The sequence below is a fragment of the Actinokineospora spheciospongiae genome (genome assembly GCF_000564855.1).
Lineage (GTDB): Bacteria > Actinomycetota > Actinomycetes > Mycobacteriales > Pseudonocardiaceae > Actinokineospora > Actinokineospora spheciospongiae.
The window spans coordinates 1-20,689 of the sequence record NZ_AYXG01000203.1 but is presented as its reverse complement, the minus strand read 5'-3'; the positions used below and the strand labels follow the sequence as shown (position 1 = coordinate 20,689).

The 20,689-nt window shown below is 72.8% G+C and carries 21 protein-coding genes and 1 tRNA gene; 12 read left to right on the top strand and 10 right to left on the bottom strand.

All coding sequences use genetic code 11. The features are described 5' to 3' along the window. The first annotated feature begins 387 nt into the window (after window positions 1-387). Both UO65_RS25480 and dnaN read left to right on the top strand, forming a co-directional pair. Window positions 388-1,626: an MFS transporter gene (locus UO65_RS25480; RefSeq protein ID WP_035287221.1), complete on the top strand. Its 1,239-nt coding sequence runs from the start codon at window positions 388-390 to the stop codon at window positions 1,624-1,626. Between the two features lie 78 nt (window positions 1,627-1,704). Then, window positions 1,705-2,808 (top strand): DNA polymerase III subunit beta, encoded by a 1,104-nt coding sequence (gene dnaN / locus UO65_RS25475; protein WP_035287357.1) that lies wholly within the window; start codon window positions 1,705-1,707, stop codon window positions 2,806-2,808. Between the two features lie 104 nt (window positions 2,809-2,912). Here the strand turns inward: dnaN and UO65_RS25470 are convergent, their stop codons facing one another. Continuing rightward, window positions 2,913-3,692 (bottom strand): MBL fold metallo-hydrolase, encoded by a 780-nt coding sequence (locus UO65_RS25470; RefSeq protein ID WP_035287218.1) that lies wholly within the window; start codon window positions 3,690-3,692, stop codon window positions 2,913-2,915. Next, entirely contained in the window at window positions 3,689-4,552 is an 864-nt protein-coding gene (locus UO65_RS25465; RefSeq protein WP_411431374.1) for an NUDIX hydrolase, read from the bottom strand. Before UO65_RS25465 ends, UO65_RS25470 begins: the two co-directional genes overlap by 4 nt. 109 nt (window positions 4,553-4,661) lie before the next feature. On the opposite strand from UO65_RS25465, the gene UO65_RS25460 reads away from it, so the two are divergent. Next, a complete protein-coding gene (locus UO65_RS25460; protein ID WP_035287354.1) occupies window positions 4,662-5,558 on the top strand; it encodes a Gfo/Idh/MocA family protein in 897 nt (298 codons plus the stop codon). Between the two features lie 15 nt (window positions 5,559-5,573). Here the strand turns inward: UO65_RS25460 and UO65_RS33675 are convergent, their stop codons facing one another. From UO65_RS33675 to UO65_RS36160, 4 genes are read right to left on the bottom strand one after another with little or no spacing between them, the layout of a single operon-like run. Continuing rightward, window positions 5,574-6,611 carry a hypothetical protein gene (locus tag UO65_RS33675; RefSeq protein ID WP_052021759.1) on the bottom strand — a complete coding sequence of 346 codons (1,038 nt, stop codon included), beginning with the start codon at window positions 6,609-6,611 and terminating at the stop codon, window positions 5,574-5,576. A 31-nt stretch (window positions 6,612-6,642) separates the two neighbouring features. Next, a complete protein-coding gene (locus tag UO65_RS25450) occupies window positions 6,643-7,254 on the bottom strand; it encodes a hypothetical protein (RefSeq protein ID WP_035287211.1) in 612 nt (203 codons plus the stop codon). Then, on the bottom strand, window positions 7,251-7,706 hold the full coding sequence (locus UO65_RS25445; protein WP_035287208.1) for a RidA family protein: 456 nt from the start codon (window positions 7,704-7,706) through the stop codon (window positions 7,251-7,253). The genes UO65_RS25450 and UO65_RS25445 overlap by 4 nt, the downstream gene beginning before the upstream one ends. Beyond that, window positions 7,706-7,864, bottom strand: coding sequence for a DUF4177 domain-containing protein (locus tag UO65_RS36160; RefSeq protein WP_110079240.1), 159 nt, complete (start codon window positions 7,862-7,864; stop codon window positions 7,706-7,708). The genes UO65_RS25445 and UO65_RS36160 overlap by 1 nt, the downstream gene beginning before the upstream one ends. Window positions 7,865-7,913: 49 nt before the next feature. On the opposite strand from UO65_RS36160, the gene UO65_RS25440 reads away from it, so the two are divergent. From UO65_RS25440 to UO65_RS25430, 3 genes are read left to right on the top strand one after another with little or no spacing between them, the layout of a single operon-like run. Continuing rightward, entirely contained in the window at window positions 7,914-8,162 is a 249-nt protein-coding gene (locus UO65_RS25440; RefSeq protein ID WP_035287205.1) for a hypothetical protein, read from the top strand. Between the two features lie 46 nt (window positions 8,163-8,208). Then, window positions 8,209-9,213, top strand: a complete 1,005-nt coding sequence (locus tag UO65_RS25435) for an ArsA-related P-loop ATPase (protein ID WP_035287203.1) — start codon at window positions 8,209-8,211, stop codon at window positions 9,211-9,213. After that, the gene (locus UO65_RS25430; RefSeq protein WP_035287200.1) at window positions 9,210-10,331 is read left to right on the top strand and encodes an ArsA family ATPase; all 1,122 of its coding nucleotides are present in this window, start codon (window positions 9,210-9,212) and stop codon (window positions 10,329-10,331) included. Before UO65_RS25435 ends, UO65_RS25430 begins: the two co-directional genes overlap by 4 nt. A 39-nt stretch (window positions 10,332-10,370) precedes the next feature. Here UO65_RS25430 and UO65_RS25425 read toward each other — a convergent pair whose 3' ends face one another. After that, window positions 10,371-10,685: a WhiB family transcriptional regulator gene (locus tag UO65_RS25425; protein ID WP_035287197.1), complete on the bottom strand. Its 315-nt coding sequence runs from the start codon at window positions 10,683-10,685 to the stop codon at window positions 10,371-10,373. A 234-nt stretch (window positions 10,686-10,919) separates the two neighbouring features. Here UO65_RS25425 and UO65_RS25420 point away from each other — a divergent pair, with 234 nt between their 5' ends. Beyond that, window positions 10,920-13,424 carry a penicillin-binding protein gene (locus UO65_RS25420; RefSeq protein ID WP_181399871.1) on the top strand — a complete coding sequence of 835 codons (2,505 nt, stop codon included), beginning with the start codon at window positions 10,920-10,922 and terminating at the stop codon, window positions 13,422-13,424. Between the two features lie 495 nt (window positions 13,425-13,919). Here the strand turns inward: UO65_RS25420 and UO65_RS25415 are convergent, their stop codons facing one another. Next, entirely contained in the window at window positions 13,920-14,390 is a 471-nt protein-coding gene (locus tag UO65_RS25415) for a GatB/YqeY domain-containing protein (protein ID WP_035287194.1), read from the bottom strand. Between the two features lie 70 nt (window positions 14,391-14,460). Here UO65_RS25415 and UO65_RS25410 point away from each other — a divergent pair, with 70 nt between their 5' ends. Beyond that, window positions 14,461-15,426: a metallophosphoesterase gene (locus tag UO65_RS25410; RefSeq protein ID WP_035287191.1), complete on the top strand. Its 966-nt coding sequence runs from the start codon at window positions 14,461-14,463 to the stop codon at window positions 15,424-15,426. Between the two features lie 16 nt (window positions 15,427-15,442). Then, window positions 15,443-15,516, top strand: a tRNA-Pro gene (locus tag UO65_RS25405). 268 nt (window positions 15,517-15,784) lie between these two features. On the opposite strand, the gene UO65_RS25400 is transcribed toward UO65_RS25405, so the two are convergent. Further along, complete coding sequence (locus UO65_RS25400; RefSeq protein WP_035287188.1) at window positions 15,785-17,626, bottom strand: prolyl oligopeptidase family serine peptidase; 1,842 nt, start codon at window positions 17,624-17,626, stop codon at window positions 15,785-15,787. A gap of 81 nt (window positions 17,627-17,707) precedes the next feature. Here UO65_RS25400 and UO65_RS25395 point away from each other — a divergent pair, with 81 nt between their 5' ends. From UO65_RS25395 to UO65_RS25385, 3 genes are all read left to right on the top strand, one after another. Next, window positions 17,708-18,352 carry a hypothetical protein gene (locus UO65_RS25395; protein ID WP_035287185.1) on the top strand — a complete coding sequence of 215 codons (645 nt, stop codon included), beginning with the start codon at window positions 17,708-17,710 and terminating at the stop codon, window positions 18,350-18,352. A gap of 14 nt (window positions 18,353-18,366) precedes the next feature. Further along, the gene (locus tag UO65_RS34060; protein WP_035287182.1) at window positions 18,367-18,576 is read left to right on the top strand and encodes a ferredoxin; all 210 of its coding nucleotides are present in this window, start codon (window positions 18,367-18,369) and stop codon (window positions 18,574-18,576) included. A 254-nt stretch (window positions 18,577-18,830) separates the two neighbouring features. Then, window positions 18,831-19,451 carry a hypothetical protein gene (locus UO65_RS25385; RefSeq protein WP_035287178.1) on the top strand — a complete coding sequence of 207 codons (621 nt, stop codon included), beginning with the start codon at window positions 18,831-18,833 and terminating at the stop codon, window positions 19,449-19,451. A gap of 21 nt (window positions 19,452-19,472) precedes the next feature. Here UO65_RS25385 and UO65_RS25380 read toward each other — a convergent pair. Then, window positions 19,473-20,689: MFS transporter (locus tag UO65_RS25380; RefSeq protein WP_324608983.1), on the bottom strand; the 1,217-nt coding region annotated here is incomplete at its 5' end.

Here is a 20,689-nt window from a genome sequence, read left to right as displayed (position 1 = left end):
GCATGAGCAGGGGAAGAGGCCGCGGTCACCGACCGCGGCCTCTTCCCCGTCCCCGGACGTGACGAAGGGCCGGGCGCCGCCCCCGACGCGGCGCACCGGCCCTCCGCTGTGCGCGGACCATCCCCCGACAGCCCACGCTCCCCGCCCTCCGGCCCAGGCCCCGAACCTCTTCACCGGAGGGAGTCGTGTGGGGCAAGCGTCGCACGGACCCCCACCCCTCGCTCAAGGGTTTTCACCCTCAAGGACTCACCTTCTGCGGGTTCGGTTGCCCGGTTCCTCCCGAAATCCGACATACCGTTACAGGATCGAGACCTGACATACCGACGGTGTCCGAGACCACCGGAAAATTATTGGTACGGCCGTACCAGAGTGTGCATACTGGTACGCATGTCCCATTCCACCGGCCTGTCCGACTACCGCGCTGCCCTGACCGCCCCGGGTGCCCGCGGCCCCGTGCTGACCTCCCTGCTCGGGCGCCTGCCGGTGGCCATGATCGGCCTGGCCATGCTGTTCTACGTCCAGGACGCCACCGGCTCGTTCGCCAGCGCGGGCCTGGTCTCGGCGGCGGCGCTGGTCGGCGTGGCGATCGGCTCGGTGGCGCAGGGCCGGATCATGGACCGGGTCGGCCCGACCCTGCCGCTGCTCGTCACCGCCACCCTGTTCGCCCTCGTGGTCACCGCCTCGGTGCTCGCGGTGGAGAGCGGCGCGCCCACCCCGGTCCTCATCGCCTTCGGCTTCGGCGTGGGCATCACCGAACCGATGATCGGCGCGGCCTCGCGGGCCATGTGGACCCGGCTGGTGCCCGCCGGTCCGGTGCGCGACGCCGCCCTCGCCTACGAGGCCATCAGCATGGAGGTCTTCTTCATCCTGGGCCCAGCCCTGTCCGGCGTGCTGATCGCCGCCCCGTGGGCGGGCACCGGCGTGGTCGCGGGCGCGGCCTGCATGGTCGTCGGCGCCTTCGGCTTCGCCCTGACCCCGACCATCCGCCGCGTCCGCCCCGCCCCGAACGCGGCCAGGGGTGGTCTGCTCGGCGCGCTCGCCAGCCCGGGCCTGCGCACGGTGGCCCTGGCCGCGATGGGCTTCGGCGTCACCATCGGCTTCGTCGAGGTCGCCGTCCCGGCCGCCGCGACCGCCACCGGCAACGCCCCGGCGGGCGGGCTGCTGCTGGGCCTGTGGTCGATCAGCTCGGTCGCGTTCGGCGTGTTCTACGGCGTCCGCCCGTGGCCGCGCCCGATGAGCCTGCGGCTGCCCGCGCTGCTGGCGGGCTTCTCGGTCCTGGTGGCACTGCTGGCCATCCCCACCTCCCTGATCAGCCTGGGCATCGTCCTGCTGGTCGCGGGGATGCTCGTCACCCCGCAGGCGACCGCCCACTCGGCGGCGATCGAGCTGGTGGCCCCGCAGAGCAGCGCCACCGAGGCGTTCGGCTGGGTGATCACCGCGGTCACCCTGGGCCTCGCCTTCGGCCAGTCGGTGTCCGGGCAGTTGGTGGAGCACGTCGGGGTGTGGGCGGCCTACGTCGCCGCGTGCGTGGTCGGCCTGCTGTTCGCCGTGGTGGTCTACCTGCGCCGCTCGACCGTCCAGGACGCCGCCGACCAGGCGGAAGACCGGGTTCCCGCCCTGACCTGACCCGGTCGGGTGACAGGCCACAAGGGGCCTGTGGACAACTTTTCGCGCTTGTCGGTGGCCGTCGCTACCTTCGGCGCCATGGATCTCACCGTCACCACAGAGCACCTGGCCGCCGCCGCGGCCGACCTGGTCCGCCTGGTCCCCGGCAAATTGCTGGACCCCGTCCTCAGCGGGGTGGTCATCACCGCCACCGCGGAAGGCGTGGTCCTCGAAGCGAGCGACCGCGAACGCTCCGCCAGGGTCGAGTGCCCGGCCCTCGTGCACGCGGAGGGCCGGGCACTCGTCCCGGCCAAACCGCTGGCGGAAACCCTACGCGCCCTCACCGCCCCGCAGATCCGCCTGGTGGTCGAGGGCTCCCGCCTCGCCATCCGCACCGAGGGCGCCCGCTTCGCCCTCCCCCTGCTGGACATCGACCTGCACCCGGGAACCCCACCGCGGCAGGACACCGCCAACGGAACCGTCTCCGGCACCCACCTGGCCACCGCATTGTCCACAGTGGCCGGAACCGCCTCTCGCGACGACGCCCTGCCCATCTTCACGGGGGTCCGCGTGCAGAGCGAGGGCGGCCGCCTGATCCTCCGCGCGACCGACCGCTACCGGATGGCCATCGCCACCATCCCCTGGACCGCCCAGAGCGACCCGGTCGACGCCCTGGTCCCCGCCACCCTGCTCGCGGAGGTGGGGAAACAGGTAATGGGCGAGCACGAGGTGACCCTCCGGTCGGCCCACAACACGTTCTCGCTGTCCTGGCGCCGCTCGACGGCGACCACGGCCGTCCTCGACGGCACCTTCGTCAACGAGGGCAACGTAGTCTTGTCCAAGGTGGACACCAGGGTGGAAGCGGACGCCGACGCCCTCCTCGCCGCCGTCCGCCGAACCTCCCTCTACGCCGACACCCGAGGGGTGGTGCACCTGGAGGTGGGCGATTCCCACCTCCGCCTCCGCAGCGCCAACCAGCAGTCGGGCGAAGCGGAGGAAACCCTCAAGGCCACCACCCACGACGGCCGCACCAGCCCCAGCTACCAGGCCCGCTACCTCGTGGACGCCTTACGCCCCTTCGCGGGCGGCGAGGTCCACCTGGCCATCCAGCCCGGGATGCGCGCCACCATCCTCACCGCCGTGGACCCGGGGGAGGTGAACATCAAGTACATCCTCGTCCCCATCCGTCCGCCCCAGCCCTGACCGCCCCCACTCCCCTTCCCCGCGTTCCTTGACAACTCCACAGTGATCCGCCACCCCCGCACCGGGCCGAGAGCACTCGACCCGGGCAGCCACGGTCCCGGGGACTACCCCCGCAGGTACTCCAACTGGGCCATCACCGACAGCTCAGCAGCGGGCCATAACCCCCGGTCGACATCCGCGTAGACGACCTCCACCACCTCCCGAGCCGAAGCCCCCGCACCCAGGACCCCCAGGGCGACCCGGATCTGCTCCAACCGCCCCTCCCGGTGCGCCAGGTACTGCCCGGCGACCGCGGCGAGGTCCGCCAACTCCGGCCCGTGCCCCGGCAGCACCCACCCGCTGCGCCCGGCCAACTCCCGCAACGAATCCAGGTACTCGCCCAACTTCCCGTCCGGCGGGATGATCACGGTGGTGCCGCGCCCCAGCACCGTGTCCCCGGTCACCACCGCCGACACCCCGTCGTGCTCCAGCGCGAAGCACACCGAGTCCCCGGTGTGCCCGGGGGTGTGCAACACCTCGAGGGACAACCCCGCGTGCGCCAGCACCTCACCGTCCCGCAACGGCCCCGACCCCCGGCACAGCGCGGGGTCGAAGGCCCGCACCGGCGCGTCGGCCCGCCGCGCCAACCACTCCGCCCCGCCCACGTGGTCCCCGTGGTGGTGCGTGATCAGGACCGCCTCGACCGGACCCGCGGCGGCGAGCACGCGCTCCAGGTGGGGGACGTCCTCCTCCCCGGGGTCCACCACGACGCACCCCGGGGCGCCCGGCGCCCGCAGCAGCCAGGTGTTGGTCCCGTCCAGGGTCATCGGTCCGGGGTTGTCCTCCAGCACGACGGAAGCGAACGGCGTGACCGACCGCGGGACCCCGTACGCCGGGTGGCTCACCGGGGCTCCAGCCTGTCGTCCCGGCGCGCGTCGAGGTGGTTCGCCGCGCCCCCGTATCCGGTGTCCCCGGGGAGCACGACCCGCAGCGCGGTGCCGTCCCGGACCACCTTCGGGATGATCTTCTCGACGGTCCGCGGGGTCGCCATCGCCGCGGCGACACCGGCGCAGGAATCCAGCTCGGCCAACGCCACCCAGGTGGGCGGCATCAACCCGCGCGCCCCGCGCTTCCAGTCCTCGATCGCCTCGGCGGGCCGCTGCCACCCGGCGTCGTCGGCCTCGGTCGTGGCGCCGTCGGCGAGTTGCCCCTCCGGCATCGCGGCGAGGAAGAACCTGGTGTCGTACCGCCGCGGTTCCTCCGCCGGGGTCACCCAGTTCGCCCACGGCCGCAACAGGTCCGCCCGCAGCACCAGGCCGTGCGCCGCCAGGAACGAGGCGAACGAGTACTCCTTGTCCACCAACTCCTGCCGGGCCGCGTGGTACGGCGTCGTGTCCGAGACGACGCTCCCGGCGTCGGGGCCCGCGAGCAGCACCCCCGACTCCTCGAACGTCTCCCGCACCGCCGCGCAGACCAGGGCCCGCGCCAGCGACTCCGAACACCCGAACCGCTCGGCCCACCACGCGGCGTCCGGCCCGTGCCAGGCCACGGAGGCGTCCAGGTCCCGCTCGTCCACACCACCGCCGGGGAACACCGTCATCCCCCCGGCGAAGGCCATCCCCACGACCCGGCGCAGCAGGAACACCTCGATCGGCCCGTCGGTGTCGCGCACCAGCATCACGGTCGCGGCGTCCCTGGGCACGGCGGGCAGGTCCGGTGCCTCGTCCGGTACGGAACCGGCGGGCAGGACGAATTCCTCGGGCAGTTCGGGCACCCCTCGACCCTAACCCGGCCGGACCGCCGCGCACCCCCTGGTGCGAACCAGGTCATGGCCGGGTGTCGCTCGTGGACAGCGGTCACGGAGGATGACCGGCATGAGCGACGACGTGCTGCGAGTGGGACTGGTCGGGGCGGGTCCATGGGCCCAGGCCGTGCACGGGCCGGGGCTCGCCGCGCACCCCGGCACCGAGCTGGCGGGGGTGTGGGCGAGGCGACCGGAGGCGGCGGCCGAGCTGGCGGGCGCACTGGGCGCCACCGCGGTCGGGGACGTGGACGAGCTGATCAGCGGGGTGGACGCGGTGGCATTCGCGGTGCCGCCCGCGGTGCAGGGCGAGCTGGCGATCCGCGCGGCCGAGGCGGGCAGGCACGTCCTGCTGGAGAAGCCGGTGGCGGACTCCCTGCAATCGGCCAAGGCGGTCGCGCACGCGGTGGACGCGGCCGGGGTGGCGTCACTGGTCGTGTTCGTCCGGCGGTTCGCGCCGGAGACCAGGGCGTGGCTGGAGCAGGTGCGGGCGGGCGGCGCGTGGGCCGGTGCCAGCGCGCGCTGGCTGTCCGGCGCGCTGCTGGGCGGGGCGTACTCGGAGTCGGCCTGGCGGCAGGACGGCGGCGCCCTGGCCGACGTCGGGCCGCACCTGCTCGACCTGCTCGACGCGGCGCTCGGACCGGTCGTCGAGGTGCTGTCGGCGCACCGCACCGAACCCGACCTGTGGCACCTGGTGCTGCGGCACGAGGGCGGGGCGAGCAGCACCGCCAGCCTCTCGATGCGGCTGCCGATGCGCCCGACCGTCACCGACGTGGCGGTCTACGGCGACGCCGGGTACCTGGAGCTGCCGGGGCGGGCGACGCCCGCGGCGGAGTGCTACTCGGCGCTGCTGGACGACTTCACCGCCCTGGTGCGCGACGGGCGGACCGAACACCCGCTCGACGTGCACCGGGGGGTGCGGGTGCAACAGACCCTCGACGCCGTGCTGCGGGTCGTCGAGGGTCGTTGACGGGGTGGTACCGGGTCAGCGGTTGTCCGGCGGCTGCAACGGGATGCCGTTGACCATGGTCGAGCTGTTCGCCTCGGACCAGTCGAACGGGGTGCTGGTGCCCAGGTCGCCCTGCCAGGCGGCGGGCTGGGCCGGGTCGGTCTGCTCGCGGCGGGCCAGTTCCTCCTGGAGTTGGCGCAGCAGGTCGAGTTCCTGGTCGTTGAGCGACTCGTCCGTGGCCGCCGCGGCGGACTTCGCCTCGGCCTTGGGCTCCTCGGTGCTCCACGGGGTGGGCTCCGGGTCCGGCGCCGAGGAGATCTTCGGCGGGGTGATCGACGGCGGCGACGGGAGGGTCGGCGCGGTCAGCTCGGGTTCGCGGCGCTCCGCCCGGGGCGCCTGCTCCGACCCTGTCGGGGCGGCGACCACGTTGGTGCGGGCGGCGCCGACCTCGTTGGCGTAGCGCATCGCCGTCCGGTGGTAGTCGGTGGGCTCGGCGCCGTCGCGCAGCACCTCGACCGAGGCGGTGATGCCCGCGCGGCGCAGGGCGTGCTCCACCCGGTAGGCCGTGGCGGGCGCAGAGCCCTGCTGGCCGACCCCGACGAGCACCACCCGGTGCGGCACCGGGCCGGTGGCCGGTCCGGCGGGGGTGAGCCGCCAGACCGCCCACACCGCGCGGATGTCGGGCAGCACGTCGAGGACCCGGTTGGCCGCCTCGGCGACGCCGTCCTCGGGGCTGACGCCCGCCACCGAGCCGGTGGCGAAGCGGTGCCGGGTGACCAGGTCCGGCTCGGCGATGGTCAGCCGCTCGACGACGGCCGGGTCGGCGTGCGCGGCGAGGAAGAGCTCCTGCAGTTCGTCGTGCTCGGCCCGGCTGACCGCGATCGGCCCCGCGGCCAGGCAGCCCGCGACCAGGTCGAGCGACCGGTCGACCTCGGCCGAGGCCAGCAGTTCCCTGGCGTCGGCGAGCGCGTCGTCGTCGAGCCTGCCCGCGAGTCCGAGCAGCAGGTCGTGCACCCGGACCGGGAGGGCAACCCCCGGCCAGGCGGCACCCTTGCCACTGGCGATCTGCGTCACGATCGAACCCCTCCCACATCAGTCCAGGCGACTAGCTCGGAACCAGGTGTCCTTCGGCGACCAGCGGCTCGGAGGCCGCCAACGCCGCCCGGTGGTACCCCGTGGGCTCGAAGGCCCTCGGCAGCACCTCCACCACCGGTTCCGCGGTGCCCAGGGCCCGCAGCACCCGCTGCAGCTCCCCGGTCAGGCGGGCGGCGTCACCGGTCGTGGTGACCAGGACCACCCGGGCGGTGGAACCGGAGGTCCGGTCGTGGCGCCAGCTCGAGCGCGCCTCCACGACCTCGGGCCTGCCGCGGAGGATCGCCCCGAGCACAACCGCGTCGGAGTCACCCGCGCTCACCCGATCAGTGGACTCCGCAGAAAAGGTGTAGTCGGTTTCGGAGATTTCGTCCACCCACGGGATGGCGTTGAGCCGCTCCGCGTCGGCCCCGGCGGGCAGCAGCACCGCTCCGACCAGGCGCGATTCCTCCGGTGTGATCGCCACCCGTTCGCGCAGCAGGGTCAGCGGCAGCACCCTGGCCACCGCGTCGACCGCGCCGGAGGCGAGCCAGTCGCGGCAGCGCCAAAGCTGCCGGTCGCCGAGCCTGCCCGCGAGCCGCAGCAGCAGCTCGTGGCACTCGGCGGTCTGGGTTGCCGTGCTCATCGGACCTCCACCACCAGTTCGACCTCGACCGGGACACCGAGCGGCAGTTCGGCCACACCGACCGCCGACCGGGCGTGCCTGCCCTGTTCACCGAACACCTCGGTGAACAGGTCGGAGGCACCGTTGACCACCGCGGGCTGGCCGGTGAAACCCTCCGCGGAGGCGACGAAGCCGACGATCCTGACCACCCGGACCACCTCGTCGATGCCCACCAGGTCGTCGACCGCGGCCAGGGCGTTGAGGGCGCAGATCCGGGCCAGCCGCTGGGCCTCCTCGGGGCTGACCTCGGCGCCGACCTTGCCGGTCGCCGCGACCGCTCCGTCGACCAGCGGGATCTGGCCCGCGGTGAACACCAGCGAGCCGGTGCGCACCGCCGGGACGTAGGAACCCGCGGGAGGTGCCACCGGGGGCAGTTCGACGCCCAGTTCGGCGAGCTTGGCGCGCCAGGACATCACGCCCCCTTGGGCCGCTTGAAGTACGCGACCAGCTGCTCACCGGTGGGGCCGGGCAGGACCGTGACCAGCTCCCAGCCGTCCTGACCCCAGTTGTCCAGGATCTGCTTGGTCGCGTGGATCAGCAGTGGCACGGTCGCGTACTCCCACTTCGTCATGCCCGCAGCCTAGATCACGTTGGTGTCACGTCTCGGTACGGTGGCGTTCATGGAGTCGTGGCGACTGTTCGCGACCGCCCTGCTCGTCGCGGCGGGGCTGGTGTTGGTGCTGGTGGCGATGGCCAAGGTGCGCGACCGGACCGGCCGGGGCAGCAGCGTGGCGGTGGCCGGGGCGGTGTCGATGGCCCTGCTGGCGCTGCTGTGCCTGCTGGTGCTCACCGTCCTCCCGCAACCGGTGGCGTGGGGCGCGGTCCTGGTGGTCGGCGCCGCGGTGTCGGTGCTGTTGCTGGTCGGTTAGGACGGTCGGACAGCGGTGGGGGCCTCCGGGCATTTAGGCTGAAACGGTGACCACCCCCGTCGTCGGCTGGACCGAGCAGATCGCCCGCGCCCGACTGCACGTGGTGACCGGCAAGGGCGGCACCGGCAAGAGCACCGTCGCGGGCGCCCTCGCGCTGGCCCTGGCCACCGGCGGCAGGCGCGTCCTGCTGGTCGAGGTGGAGGGCAGGCAGGGCATCGCCCAGCTCTTCGACACCCAGCCGCTGCCCTACTCCGAGGAGAAGGTGGCCTCGGCCCCCGGTGGCGGGGAGGTGCGCGCGCTGCACGTCGACGTCGAGGCGGCGCTGCTGGAGTACCTGTCGATGTTCTACAACCTGGGCTTCGCGGGCCGCACGCTGCGCAAGATGGGGGCGATCGAGTTCGCCACCACGCTGGCGCCGGGCCTGCGCGACGTGCTGCTCACCGGCAAGGTCAAGGAGTGCGTGACGCGCACCGACGAGTCCGGTCGGCACACCTACGACGCGGTGGTCGTCGACGCCCCGCCGACCGGCCGGATCGTCAAGTTCCTCGACGTGACCAAGGCCATGGCCGACCTGGCCAAGGTCGGGCCGATCAAGGGGCAGAGCGACGGCGTGGTCCGGCTGCTGCACTCCGGCGACACCGCGGTGCACCTGGTGACGCTGCTGGAGGAGATGCCGGTGCGCGAGACGATGGAGGCGGTCGGCGAGCTCGACGGGGCGGACCTGCGGCCCGGCGCGATCATCCTGAACCGGGTTCGCCCGCCGCGGCTGCCCGCGCACTCGGTGACCGCCGCCGCCGACGGCCGGGTCGACGCGGGCCGAGTGCGCGAGGGGCTGACCTCGGCCGGGTTGGCGCTGTCCGCCGACGACCTCGACGGCCTGGTCGAGGAGACGGTGGAGCACGCGGTGCGGGTGCAGGCCGAGCAGCGGGCCAGGGAACGGCTCGCGGAGGTCGACCTGCCCGCGGTGGAGCTGGCAGAACTGGTCGATGGGGTGGACACCGGGGCGCTCTACGAGCTGGCCGAGGCCCTGGTCGAGCAGGGGGTGCGATGAGCGGGCTCAACGTCGACACGCTGATCGACGACCCGGGGACGCGGGTCATCGTGTGCTGCGGGTCCGGCGGGGTGGGCAAGACCACGACCGCCGCGTCGATCGGGGTGCGCGCGGCCGAGCGGGGCCGCAAGACGGTGGTGCTGACCATCGACCCGGCGCGCAGGCTGGCGCAGGCGCTGGGCCTGGAGGAGCTGGGCAACACCCCGAAGCAGGTGTCGGTCGACGGCTTCGCCCCGACCGGCGAGCTGAGCGCGATGATGCTGGACATGCGCCGCACGTTCGACGACATGGTGCTGGCGCACGCGGGTGAGAAGCGCGCCGAGGAGGTGCTGTCGAACCCGTTCTACAAGACCATCTCCTCGTCGTTCTCCGGCACCCAGGAGTACATGGCGATGGAGAAGCTCGGCCAGCTCGCCGCCGAGGGCACCTGGGACCTGATCATCGTCGACACCCCGCCGTCGCGGTCGGCGCTGGACTTCCTGGACGCGCCGCAGCGGCTCTCCACCGCGCTCGACGGACGGATGATCAAGCTGCTCACCGGGCCGGTGAAGGCCGGTGGCTGGGGCATCCGCAAGGTGGTCAGCGCCGGGTTCGGGTTGTTCGCCAAGGCCGTGTCGACCATCGTCGGCGGGCAGCTGCTCGCCGACGCGTCGGCGTTCGTGCAGGCCTTCGACGGCATGTTCGGCGGGTTCCGCGAGCGGGCGCGCAAGACCTACGAGCTGCTGCGCTCCACCGGCACCGCGTTTGTGGTGGTGGCCGCGCCGGAACCGGACGCGCTGCGTGAGGCCAGCTACTTCGTCGAGCGGCTGGAAGCGGAGTCCATGCCGCTGTCCGGGCTGGTCGTCAACCGGACCCACCCGGTGCTGGCCAAGCTGCCCGCGGCCAAGGCGCTCACCGCGGCGGACAACCTGGATGCCGCCGGGGAGGCACCGCTGGCCGCGGCCGTCCTGCGCCTGCACGCCGACCGGGTCGCCCAGGCGCAGCGGGAGCGCAGGCTGGTCAACCGGTTCACCAAGGCGCACCCCGGTGTGCCGCTGGTGCACGTGCCCGCGATGGCCGCGGACGTGCACGACGTCGACGGGCTGCGCCGCATCGGGGAACGGCTGACCGGGGCCTGACCCGCCCGGCGCGGGCGGGTCGGGGCCGGGTGGCCGACCTCAGCCGACGCGGACTTCCTCGTCGTCGAAGCTGTGCCTGCGGCGGGCGTCGTCGAGCAGTTCGCGCCAGTTGTCGACGTCGGGGCGCCTGCGCAGCAGGGCGCGTCGCTCGCGTTCGGTCATCCCGCCCCAGACACCGAACTCGATCCGGTTGTCCAGTGCTTCGGCCAGGCACTCGGTGCGCACCGGGCACGCGATGCAGACGAGCTTCGCCTTGCGCTGCTCGGCGCCGCGGACGAACAGCCCGTCCGGGTCCTCGTCGCGGCACGTCGCGCGCACCCGCCAGTCCGCCTGCTGCTGGTTCTCGAGATACATGTGTCCCCCACCCCTGTCGTCGTCAGCGACCCTGGACCGATACCCCCCGGTATCGGGTGCCGACCGACCTGCCGCGGGAGCGACGAGGCTGATCAGCGCTGTCGTGAGACGTTGACGGACTCTAGTGCGTGACGGTTCCATCGAGAACCTCCAGAGACCCAGCCGTTACAGAATGTCAATGCTTTAGCAGGCGGCTCCGGGTGGACCGACCGGGTGACGCGTACCCTGGGTCACGTGCGTGTGGGAGACAGCCTGCTGAAGATGCTCGGACTGTGCCTGCTGGCGGGGGTGCTCGTCGCGGGCATGCTGTTTCCGCTGGTCGGGGCCGTGGGGGTGGCGTCGAACCGGGCCAGCGACACCATCGACAGCGTCTCGGCCGACCTGGTCGCCACCCCGCCGCCGCTGATCACCACGATCACCGACAGCGCGGGCACCCCGATCGCCTCGCTCTACGACCAGTACCGCATCCCGGTCTCGTCCGAGCAGATCTCCCCCACCATGAAGGCCGCGCTGGTCTCGGTGGAGGACCGCCGGTTCTACGAGCACCACGGGGTGGACTGGAAGGGCACCATCCGCGCCGCCATCTCCAACCAGAGCGGCGGCGACACCCAGGGCGCGTCCACGCTGACCCAGCAGTACGTCAAGAACTACCTGATCAACGTGGTCAACCGGGACAACAAGACCGAGCAGTCCAAGGCCCAGGAGCAGACCATCGCGCGCAAGCTGCGCGAGGCGCGGATCGCCATCCAGCTCGAGCAGAAGATGAGCAAGGAGGACATCCTCGCCGGCTACCTCAACGTCGTCGAGTTCGCCTACGAGGTCTACGGCGTCGGCGCGGCGGCCAGCGCCTACTTCGGCACCACCGCGGACAAGCTGACCGTCGCCCAGGCGGCGCTGCTCGCGGGCGCGGTGAACAACCCCGTGCTCTACAACCCGTGGCGCAAGCCCGCGGAGACGCTACAGCGGCGCAACGTCGTGATCGACAAGATGCTGGAGAACCAGAAGGTCACCCCAGAGGTGGCCGAGGCGGCGAAGGAAGAGCCGCTCGGCACCCTGCCCACCCCCCGCAAGCCCGCCGCGAACTGCGTCGGCGCGGGCCCGGAGTACGGCTTCTTCTGCCAGTACGTCTTCGAGTACCTCGAGCGCCTCGGCTTCTCCGAGGACCAGATCAAGACCGGCGGCTACACCATCAAGACCAGCTTCGACGCCCGCGCCACCCAGTTGGCCAAGCAGGCGGCGATGAACGAGGTCCCCAAGACCCAGCCGGGCATCGCCAACACCATGGCGATCATCCAGCCGGGCAAGGAGCGCCACCAGGTCGTCGCCCTGGTGGCCAACCGCGACTACGGCCTCGACGCCAACAACGGGCAGACGACCTACGGCCTGCCCAGCCGGGTGGCCAACAAGTTCGGCGCGGGCTCGATCTACAAGATCTTCACCTCCGCCGCCTACCTGGAGAAGGGTGGCGGCATCAACAACATCATCGACGTGCCCGCCTCCTACACCTCCAACGTGTTCAGCGGCGGTGGCTCGAAGTGCCCGCCGGGCGGCGTGGACGGCACGAAGAAGTACTGCGTCTCCAACACGGGCAACCCGCCGTCCAGGATGACGTTGCAGACCGCCCTGGCGACCTCCCCGAACACCGGGTTCGTCATCCTCGAGGAGCGGGTCGGCATGGCCCCCATCGTGGACATGGCCAGCAGGCTCGGCCTGCGCACCACGATGGCCTCCAGCATGGGCGGCGTGGACCCGGACCCGGCGGCCTCCGCCCCCGAGTACCGGTTCAGCCAGTCCGAGTTCTTCAAGCCGATGGGCAACAACGCGGGCAAGGCGTCGTTCACCCTCGGCCCCGGCCCGGTGAGCACCCTGGAACTGGCCAACGTCGGTGCGACGCTGATGAGCGGCGGCGTGTGGTGCCCGCCGACCCCGCTGCTGGAGGTGCGCGACCGCAACGGCAAGAAGATCGAGGTCAACGAGGCGCCGTGCGAGCAGGCGGTCGCCGAACCGCTGGCGAACACCCTGGTCACCGGCTTGAGCAAGGACGACATCGAAGGCACCTCCCGCGCCGCGGCCCAGGCCTCGAAGTGGGCGCGCCCGATGATGGGCAAGACCGGCACCACCCAGGAGTACAAGTCGGCGGGCTTCCTCGGCGCCACCCCGCAGTACGCCGCGGCGGTCCTGACCTTCAACGACAGCCCCAAACCCCAGGGCATCTGCGACACCGACCCACCCCGCCTCTGCGGCACCGGCGGCAACATCTACGGCGGCAAGGTGCCCGCCCGCACCTGGTTCCAGACGATGACCCCGCTCCTGGAGGGCCAGCCCGCCCTCCCGCTGCCCCCGACCGACCCGCGCTACCTCGACGGCGGCCCGGAGATCCGAGTGCCGGACGTCATCGGCAAGAGCAAGGACGAGGCCACCCAGATCCTGCAGCAGGCCGGCTACCAGGTCGTCGCCAAGGAACGCCCCGACGCCGCCACCAAGGGCACCGTCGTCAGCCAGTCCCCCCGCGGCGCCGCACTGACCGGGGAAACCATCACCATCCAGGTCAGCACCGGCTACGTCCCCCCGCCCCAAACCTCCGAATCCCCATCCAGCCCCACCACCCCACCCCCCGGCACCGACCCCGGCGGCGGAGCAGGCACTCCCCCACCCGGCAACGGCGACCCCGGCCAGGGCGGTGGTGACCCCGGCAACGGCAACACGGGCAACCCCGGCAACGGGGCACCCGCTCCCTAGGTCCAAGCAGTACGTGTGGGCCCCGCACCCCAGTGGGTGCGGGGCCCACAGCCATTCCAAGCAGGCCGCACCGAGCGGAGCCGGACCAGGCAGGCAGGCCGGGCTGGCCGGGCCGGGCCGAGCCGGGCGGCCGGGCAGCCGGGCAGCCGGGCAGCCGGGCAGCCGGGCAGCCGGGCAGCCGGGCGAGGCTAATCGGAACGAGCGGGGCCGCGCCAGGTCGGCCGGTGTCGAGCGGAGCCGGGCTGTGTTGACAGGGCGGGCTGTTGCGGCTGTCTGGGCGGAGTCCGGTCGTTGCGAGGAAGCCGAGCAGGGTCGGTGGGGGCGCGGCGGGGCGGAGTGGGCACCGAAATGTGGTTCGTCGGGGCGGCGAGGCAGTCGGAGGATGCCGCGGTGTGCATGGGAGCGGTGGGGTCGGGTCGGGCGGGGTGTGGTGGCTCGCCGAAAAGCGCGAGGGCGCCCGGAAGGTTTCCCGGGCGCCCTCGAGCGGGTGCGTGGTCAGCCCGTCAGGCGGGCCTTCACGGCGGCGGCGACGCGGCCGCCCTCGGCGCGGCCCGCGACCTTGGCGTTGGCGGCCTTCATGACCTGGCCCATCTGGCGAGGCCCGGGGGTCTCGCCGAGTTGGGCGGTGACCTCCTCGACCGCGGTGGCCACCAGGGCGGTCAGTTCCGCGTCGTCGAGTTGCTTGGGGAGGTACTCGTCGAGGACGGCGGCCTCGTCGAGTTCCTGTTGGGCCTGCTCGGCGCGGCCCGCGCCCGCGAAGGCCGTGGAGGCCTCCTTGCGCTTCTTGACCTCGCGGGTGAGGACCTTGAGCACCTCGTCGTCGGTGAGCTGCACGGCCTCGTCGCCCGCGACCTCGGCGGTGGTGATCGCGGCAAGCGCCATGCGCAGGGTCGCGACCCTGGTCTTCTCCCGGCCCTTCATCGCGGCGGTCAGGTCCGCCTGCAACCGGTTCTTCAGCTCAGCCATGCGACGAGCGTAACGGGCCAGGCCAAACGAGTTGTCGGCGCCGACGGCGGCGCACCGTACCCTTTGGGGTGTGAGTGACGTCGTCAGGAACCTCAGCCGGATCGCACTCGGCACCACCGCGGTCGGTGCCGCCACCCTCGCCTACGCCGCGGGCTTCGAGCGCACGCACTGGACGCTGCGCCAGGCCACGCTGCCCGTCCTCGCCGAGGGGGCGCGGCCGCTGCGCGTGCTGCACATCTCCGACCTGCACATGATGCCCGGGCAGAAGTCGAAGCAGCGCTGGGTCGCCGCGCTGGACGAACTCAACCCGGACCTCGTGGTCAACACCGGGGACAACCTCGCGCACAAGCAGGCCGTCCCGGCCGTGGTGCGCGCGCTCGGCCCGCTGCTCAACCGGCCCGGGGTGTTCGTCTTCGGCAGCAACGACTACTACGCGCCCAAGCCGAAGAACCCCGCGCGCTACCTGTTCCCCTCCGACAAGCGCTTCCACGGCATCCCGCTGCCCTGGCGGGACCTCCGCGCCGCCATGCTCGAACACGGCTGGCACGACCTCACCCACACCCGCACCCTGTTCACCGTCGACGGCCGCCCCATCGCCGCCGCCGGGGTCGACGACCCGCACCTCAAGCGCGACCGCTACGACGAGATCGCGGGCAAGCCCGACCGCCAGGCCACCCTCCGCCTCGGCGTCACCCACTCCCCGGAACCGCGCGTCCTCGACCGCTTCGCCGAAGACGGCTACGACCTCGTCCTGGCGGGCCACACCCACGGCGGACAACTGCGCATCCCCGGTTACGGCGCCATCGTCACCAACTGCCAGCTCGACCGGTCTCGGGCCCGGGGCAGCTCCCGCTGGGGCGCCCACACCTGGCTGCACGTCTCCGCCGGACTGGGCACCTCGCCCTACGCGCCGGTCCGCTTCGCCTGCCCGCCCGAAGCCAGCCTGCTGACCCTCGTACCCCGCACCACCAGCGCAAACCCCGCCCTCGACGCCACTAGGGGAGCCCGCTTCAACCCCGGTGCGGGCGTCAGGTAGGCTTGTCTCGTTCCACCGGGGTGTGGCGCAGCTTGGTAGCGCGCTTCGTTCGGGACGAAGAGGTCGCAGGTTCAAATCCTGTCACCCCGACGGGCGATTGGGCGGTCCCTGTCCGCAGTAAGCGCGGACCGGGATCGCCCTTTCCACGTCCTGGGGGGCGACCCCCCAGACCCCCACGGTGCGAGCTCCTCCTGTGGGCGGGCGCTGGGCACGTGAGTGGGAACCAGCATCGGGCTAGTGGGAACCAGCATTGGGCTCTCGAAGCCCTTGAACCTGGTACGGCTGTCTTCTGGGGCCATCAGGTTGGGCAGCCTGGGCGCTTGTGGGCGCCCAGGCTGCCAGTTCGTCTTGTGTCGCGCTACCTGAGGTTGAGGGACTTCAGGGCGAAGTGGACTTCGATGAGGGACTGTTTGATGGTTTCGGCTACCACCAGGGAGCCGTGGCCTGCGTCGTAGCGGTACATCTCGTAGGGGATGTCCCGGGTGGCCAGGCGGTCCAGGTAGTTGTCGATCTGGCGGATGGGGCAGCGGGGGTCGTTTTCGCCTGCCAGGACCAGGACCGGGGCTTGGACCTGGTCCACGTAGGTCAGGGGGGAGCACTCGACGTAGCGGTCGTGGACCTCGGTGGGGGAGCCGCCGAAGAGGGCTCGGTCGAAGGCGCGGAGGGGTTCCATCTCGTCTTCGTAGGCGGCGAGGTAGTCGGCGACCGGGACGCCCGCGACGCCCGCTGCCCACAGCTTGGGTTGGGTGCCCAGGGCCAGGAGGGTCAGGTAGCCGCCCCACGACGCACCGTTGACCACGCACTTGGCCGGGTCGGTCAGGCCGGATTCGACCGCCCAGGTGTGGACGGCGGCGACGTCCTCCAGCTCCGTGAGGCCGGGGCGGCCCTCGATGGCGTCTCGCCACGCTGAGCCGTAGCCGGTGGAGCCCCGGTAGTTGACGTGGACGACCGCGAAGCCCGCGTCGAGCCACAGGGCCCGGTAGGCCGAGAAGCGGTCCTCGTCGGCGGCGTGGGGGCCGCCGTGGAGGCTGAAGACGGTGGGGAGGGGGCCGTCCGGGGCGTCGGTGGGGCGGGCGACGAGGGCGTGGACGCGGCCGTTGGCGTACTCGACGAACGCGTCCACCAGCGGGGCCGAGGGCGGGGCCGGGTCGCCGGGTGGGGTGAGCAGGACGCGGTCGGTGCCGTCGGTGAACAGGGCGCGGACGGCGGTGGGGTGGGCCGCGTTCGACGTGGAGTACTCGACCGTGCCGTCCTTGCGGGTGTGGGCGGCGCTGATGACACCGGGCGGGGTGTCCAAGGTGGACAGGGTGCCGGTGCTGATCTCGTAGCGGTGCAGCGTGTTGCGGGCCTCGTGGGTGTGCGCGATGAGCAGTGCCGCGCCGTCGGTGTACCAGCCCGCGGTGACCTCGCCGGGGAGGTCGAGGGCGATCTCGGTCTCGGTGTCGGCGGCGACGTCCCAGATGAGCAGTTCCTCGCGGCCGTGGCGCTCGTGCAGGACGAGGAGCCGCTGGTCGCCCTCGACGGGGCTGAAGGCGATGCCGTCGAGGCCCTTGCCGGGGCCGTCCCACTTCTCCGCCACCGCCGTGCCGTCGGCGACCGACAGGACGCGCAGGGCGGGGTGGCGGTTGTCGCCGTGCTCGGAGTGGGCGATGGCCAGCAGGGTCTCGTCGAAGGACAGGGCCGCGACGCCGCCGTCGTTCTCGTTGCGGTAGACGACCTCGGCTTCCGCTCCGCCCCGGGCGAGGTAGACGGTGGTGCCGTCGTCGTCGGCGACGCCGACCGCGACGACCTCGTCGCCGATCTCCAGGCCCGCCGGGTAGCCGGGCTTGGTGCCCGCGACGGCGGGTTCGGCCGCCGCGCCCGCCGGGCGGCCGCCGTAGGGCTCGCGCACCCAGGAGCCGAACTCGTCGCCGTCGGTGTCGTCGAACCACCAGATGTGCTCGCCGTCCGGGCTGACCGTGGCGTGCAGGGTGCCGTTGGGGCGGTCGGTGACCTGGCGGTGGGTGTCGGTGGCCCGGTCCCAGGCGTAGATCTCCCACACGCCGCTGGCGTTGGAGGCGTAGACGGTGCGGTCGGGCGCCTGCCAGGCCCAGTCGGGCAGCGACACCCGGGCGGCGTGGAAGCGGGCCCGCCAGCGCGCCTCCGCCGCGGCGTCGGTGAACAGGTGGTCCGGGACCTCGGCGCCTGGATGATTCGTCACCTGCCCGATCCTGCCAGGCCGGTAGGCTCGCCGTCGCCCGCCGCCAGGGGCGGGTCGCGGGGTCTGGGGGCGGGATCGGGCATGGCTGAGCAGTGGTCCGGGCAGGTCGGCGCCGGTGGCCAGTACTTCCCCGGGGGCATGGTGGGCCCGCCGCCGAAGCGCCCGACCGGGTTGTGGGTGGGGCTGTCGCTGCTGCTCGTCGTGCTGCTCGGTGCGGTCGCCTGGCTGGTGGTGGCCACCAACGGCACGCCGCAGCGGCGCAGCGCGCCCGACGACTCGCTGACCAAGGTGGTCACCGCGTCCGACGGGCGCAGCCGGATGACCGTGCCGGAGGGGTGGCGCGAGCTGGCCGCGGAGTACCGCGACGAGCGCGCGGTGCTGGCCCAGGGGCAGCTTTTCCAGGAGCGCTACGTCATGGTCGTGCCGTTCGACAAGGCCGATTACACCGACTTCCCCGACTTCGAGGAGGCCACGGTGAGCGAACTGGCGGGCGGGGGCGTGTTGAAGGTCGACCAGGGCACGCCGATGCGGTTGGGCGGGCGCACGGCGGTGCGCTACGAGATGAGCGGTTCGATCGACGGCGTGGACGCGCTGTTCTGGCAGACCCTCGTCGAGGGGGACGGGGCGTACTACCAGGTCATCGCCTGGACGCTGGAGGACCGCCGGGACGCGGCGGGACCGGCGCTCGATGAGATCGTCGCCACGTTCGAGGAAATCGGGCGCTGATCTACCGTGTCGGGATGACCTGGAATCTGAATGTGGACGCGGGCCGGTGCATAGCCGCGGGTGTTTGCGCGGCGGCTGCGCCGGACCATTTCGAACTGGACGGCCTGGTGGCCACCGCGCGGTCCGCGCGGATCGAACCGGACCAGGACGCGCTGGACGCGGCGGAGGCCTGCCCGGCGCTGGCCATCACCATCACCGAGGGCGGGAAAACCCTGGTCGGCTGAGGTACGGCGGTGGTCCCCGGTGCCAGCCTGCCCGCGGTCCGGCGCGCACCGGGGACCCGCCGCGCCCGCTCCCGATCGGCGCCGGGAATCGATTGCGGAACGCCGTGGGCGAATGGGTGGGAATACTGCTCCGCAGGTGCGGCAACCGGACGGGAAATCCATCAGGTCCGCAGCGGTACCCGTTCAGTCGAACAGATGTGTCATACCCCCGCGATAAAATTCTCCCGGGAGCACGACCCGCCAGGGAGGACCGCATGGGGAACGTTGTTGTCGCCACGTCGTCGTTCGTCGAGTACGCCGCCGCCGGGCGGCGGGGCCGCACCGAGATCGTCGCCGACCAGCACGCCAGGGCCGTCGACGAGGAGCACTACGCGCACGTCTTCTACCGGCCGATCATCGAAGCCGTCCAGGCCTGTGTCACCGACCCCGACCCGGCGGCCACGCTCGCCGCGGCCGTGGCGGCGGCCGAGCTGAACGGCCAGGCCCGGGCGTTCACCGAGGTCGCCGGGGGTTTCCTGCGCTGGTGGCGCGGCCGGGGGGCGACCCCGGTGGCGGTGGGGTCGGCGCTGCTGGGCTTCGGGAGCCTGGACCTGGCGGTGAGCCCGCACCTGGCGTTCGAGGACCGCCGCGGCGACGAGCACGTGGTGCTGCTGTACCTGAAGGAGGCGCCGCTGCCGCGCGACGCCGCCAACGCCGCGCTGCGGGTGCTCGACCGCTGCATGCCCGAGCTGCGCCCCGGGGCCCGGCCGCTGGTCCTCGACACCCGCCGCGGCCGCGAGCTGCGCCTCTCGCGCAGCGTGAACGTGCCCAAGCTGGACGCCTGGCTCGCCGCCGAGGCGTCGGCCTACCTCACCCACTGGTGCCGCACGGCGTAGGGAATCCCCGGCGGCTCCCGCTCAGGGGGCCGCCGGGATCTCCGCTGGCGCGGGTTGGTGGACCCGCGCCAGCAGCCACGCGGCCAGGGCGACCAGCAGCCCGCCGAGCCCCGCCGCGGCGAAGCCCAGCACCGCGTTCCCGTGGTCGAGCACGAAGCCGACCGCGGGCGCGCCCAGGGCGACGCCGAGGGTGAACGCCGAACTCTGCAACCCGGCGGCCTCGCCCGCGGCCGCGGGCGGCGCCAGCCGGGCGACGCCCTCCCCGGTGGCGGCGACGGTCGGCGCGCACACGGCGCAGGCGGGCAGCAGCACCAGCGACAGCAGCCACCACGGTCCGCCCGCGACGAACCCGACCGGCAGGGTGAGCGCGCTCAGCAGCGCCATCAGGACCAACTGCGGCAGCGAGCGCCGGACGAGGCCGTGCACCAGCCCGCCGACCGCCGAGGCCAGCGAGCACCCGGCGACCACCACCCCGGTCCAGTCGAGCTGACCGGTGTCGCGCAGCGCGGCGACCAGGGCGACGTCGATGCCGGACAGCACGAACGTGGCGCCGCCCGCGACGGCGAGCACGCCGACCAGCCGCGGGGTCAGCCACTCCCGGCGCGGCACCCTGATCGGCGCGCCCGGTCCGGTTTCCGCCTTGACCTTCGGGTTCATCGCCGCGAGCGCCCCGCCCGCCAGGAACACCGCGACGCCGAGCAGCGTCGTGGCGGTGGCCGTGGAGAAGCGGGTGGCGAGCAGGACGGCGACCGCGGGGCTCACCATGAACGACAGCTCGGTCGACACCGAGTCCAGCGAGTACCCGGTGCGGCGCAGTTCCGGTGGGGCGATCGCGGCGACGGCCTGCCGCCCGATGGCCATGGCGGGCAGCGCCACCACCCCGCCCGCGAACGCCACCGGCAGCAGCGCCTCGTAGGGCAGGAACCGCATGGTCAGCCAGAACGCGGTCTCGCCCAGCGTCACCACCACGAGCATCGGACGCAGGCCGTAGCGGTCGACGACCCGGCCGACGTAGGGCGAGCCGACCGCCATGCCGACGGTGACCGCGGCGCCGACCAGCCCCGCCTGCCCGTAGCCCCGGTCGAAGCCCACCGCGACGTGCAGCGTGAGCACCATCGTGGTGGCGGCGCCGGGCACCCTGGCGAAGAAGAGCAGGAGCATCAGGGCGGGCATGCCGGGGAGGCCGAGCAACCGGCGGTACTGCTGCATGGGTCGAATGTCGTCGTGCGGGCCGGGCC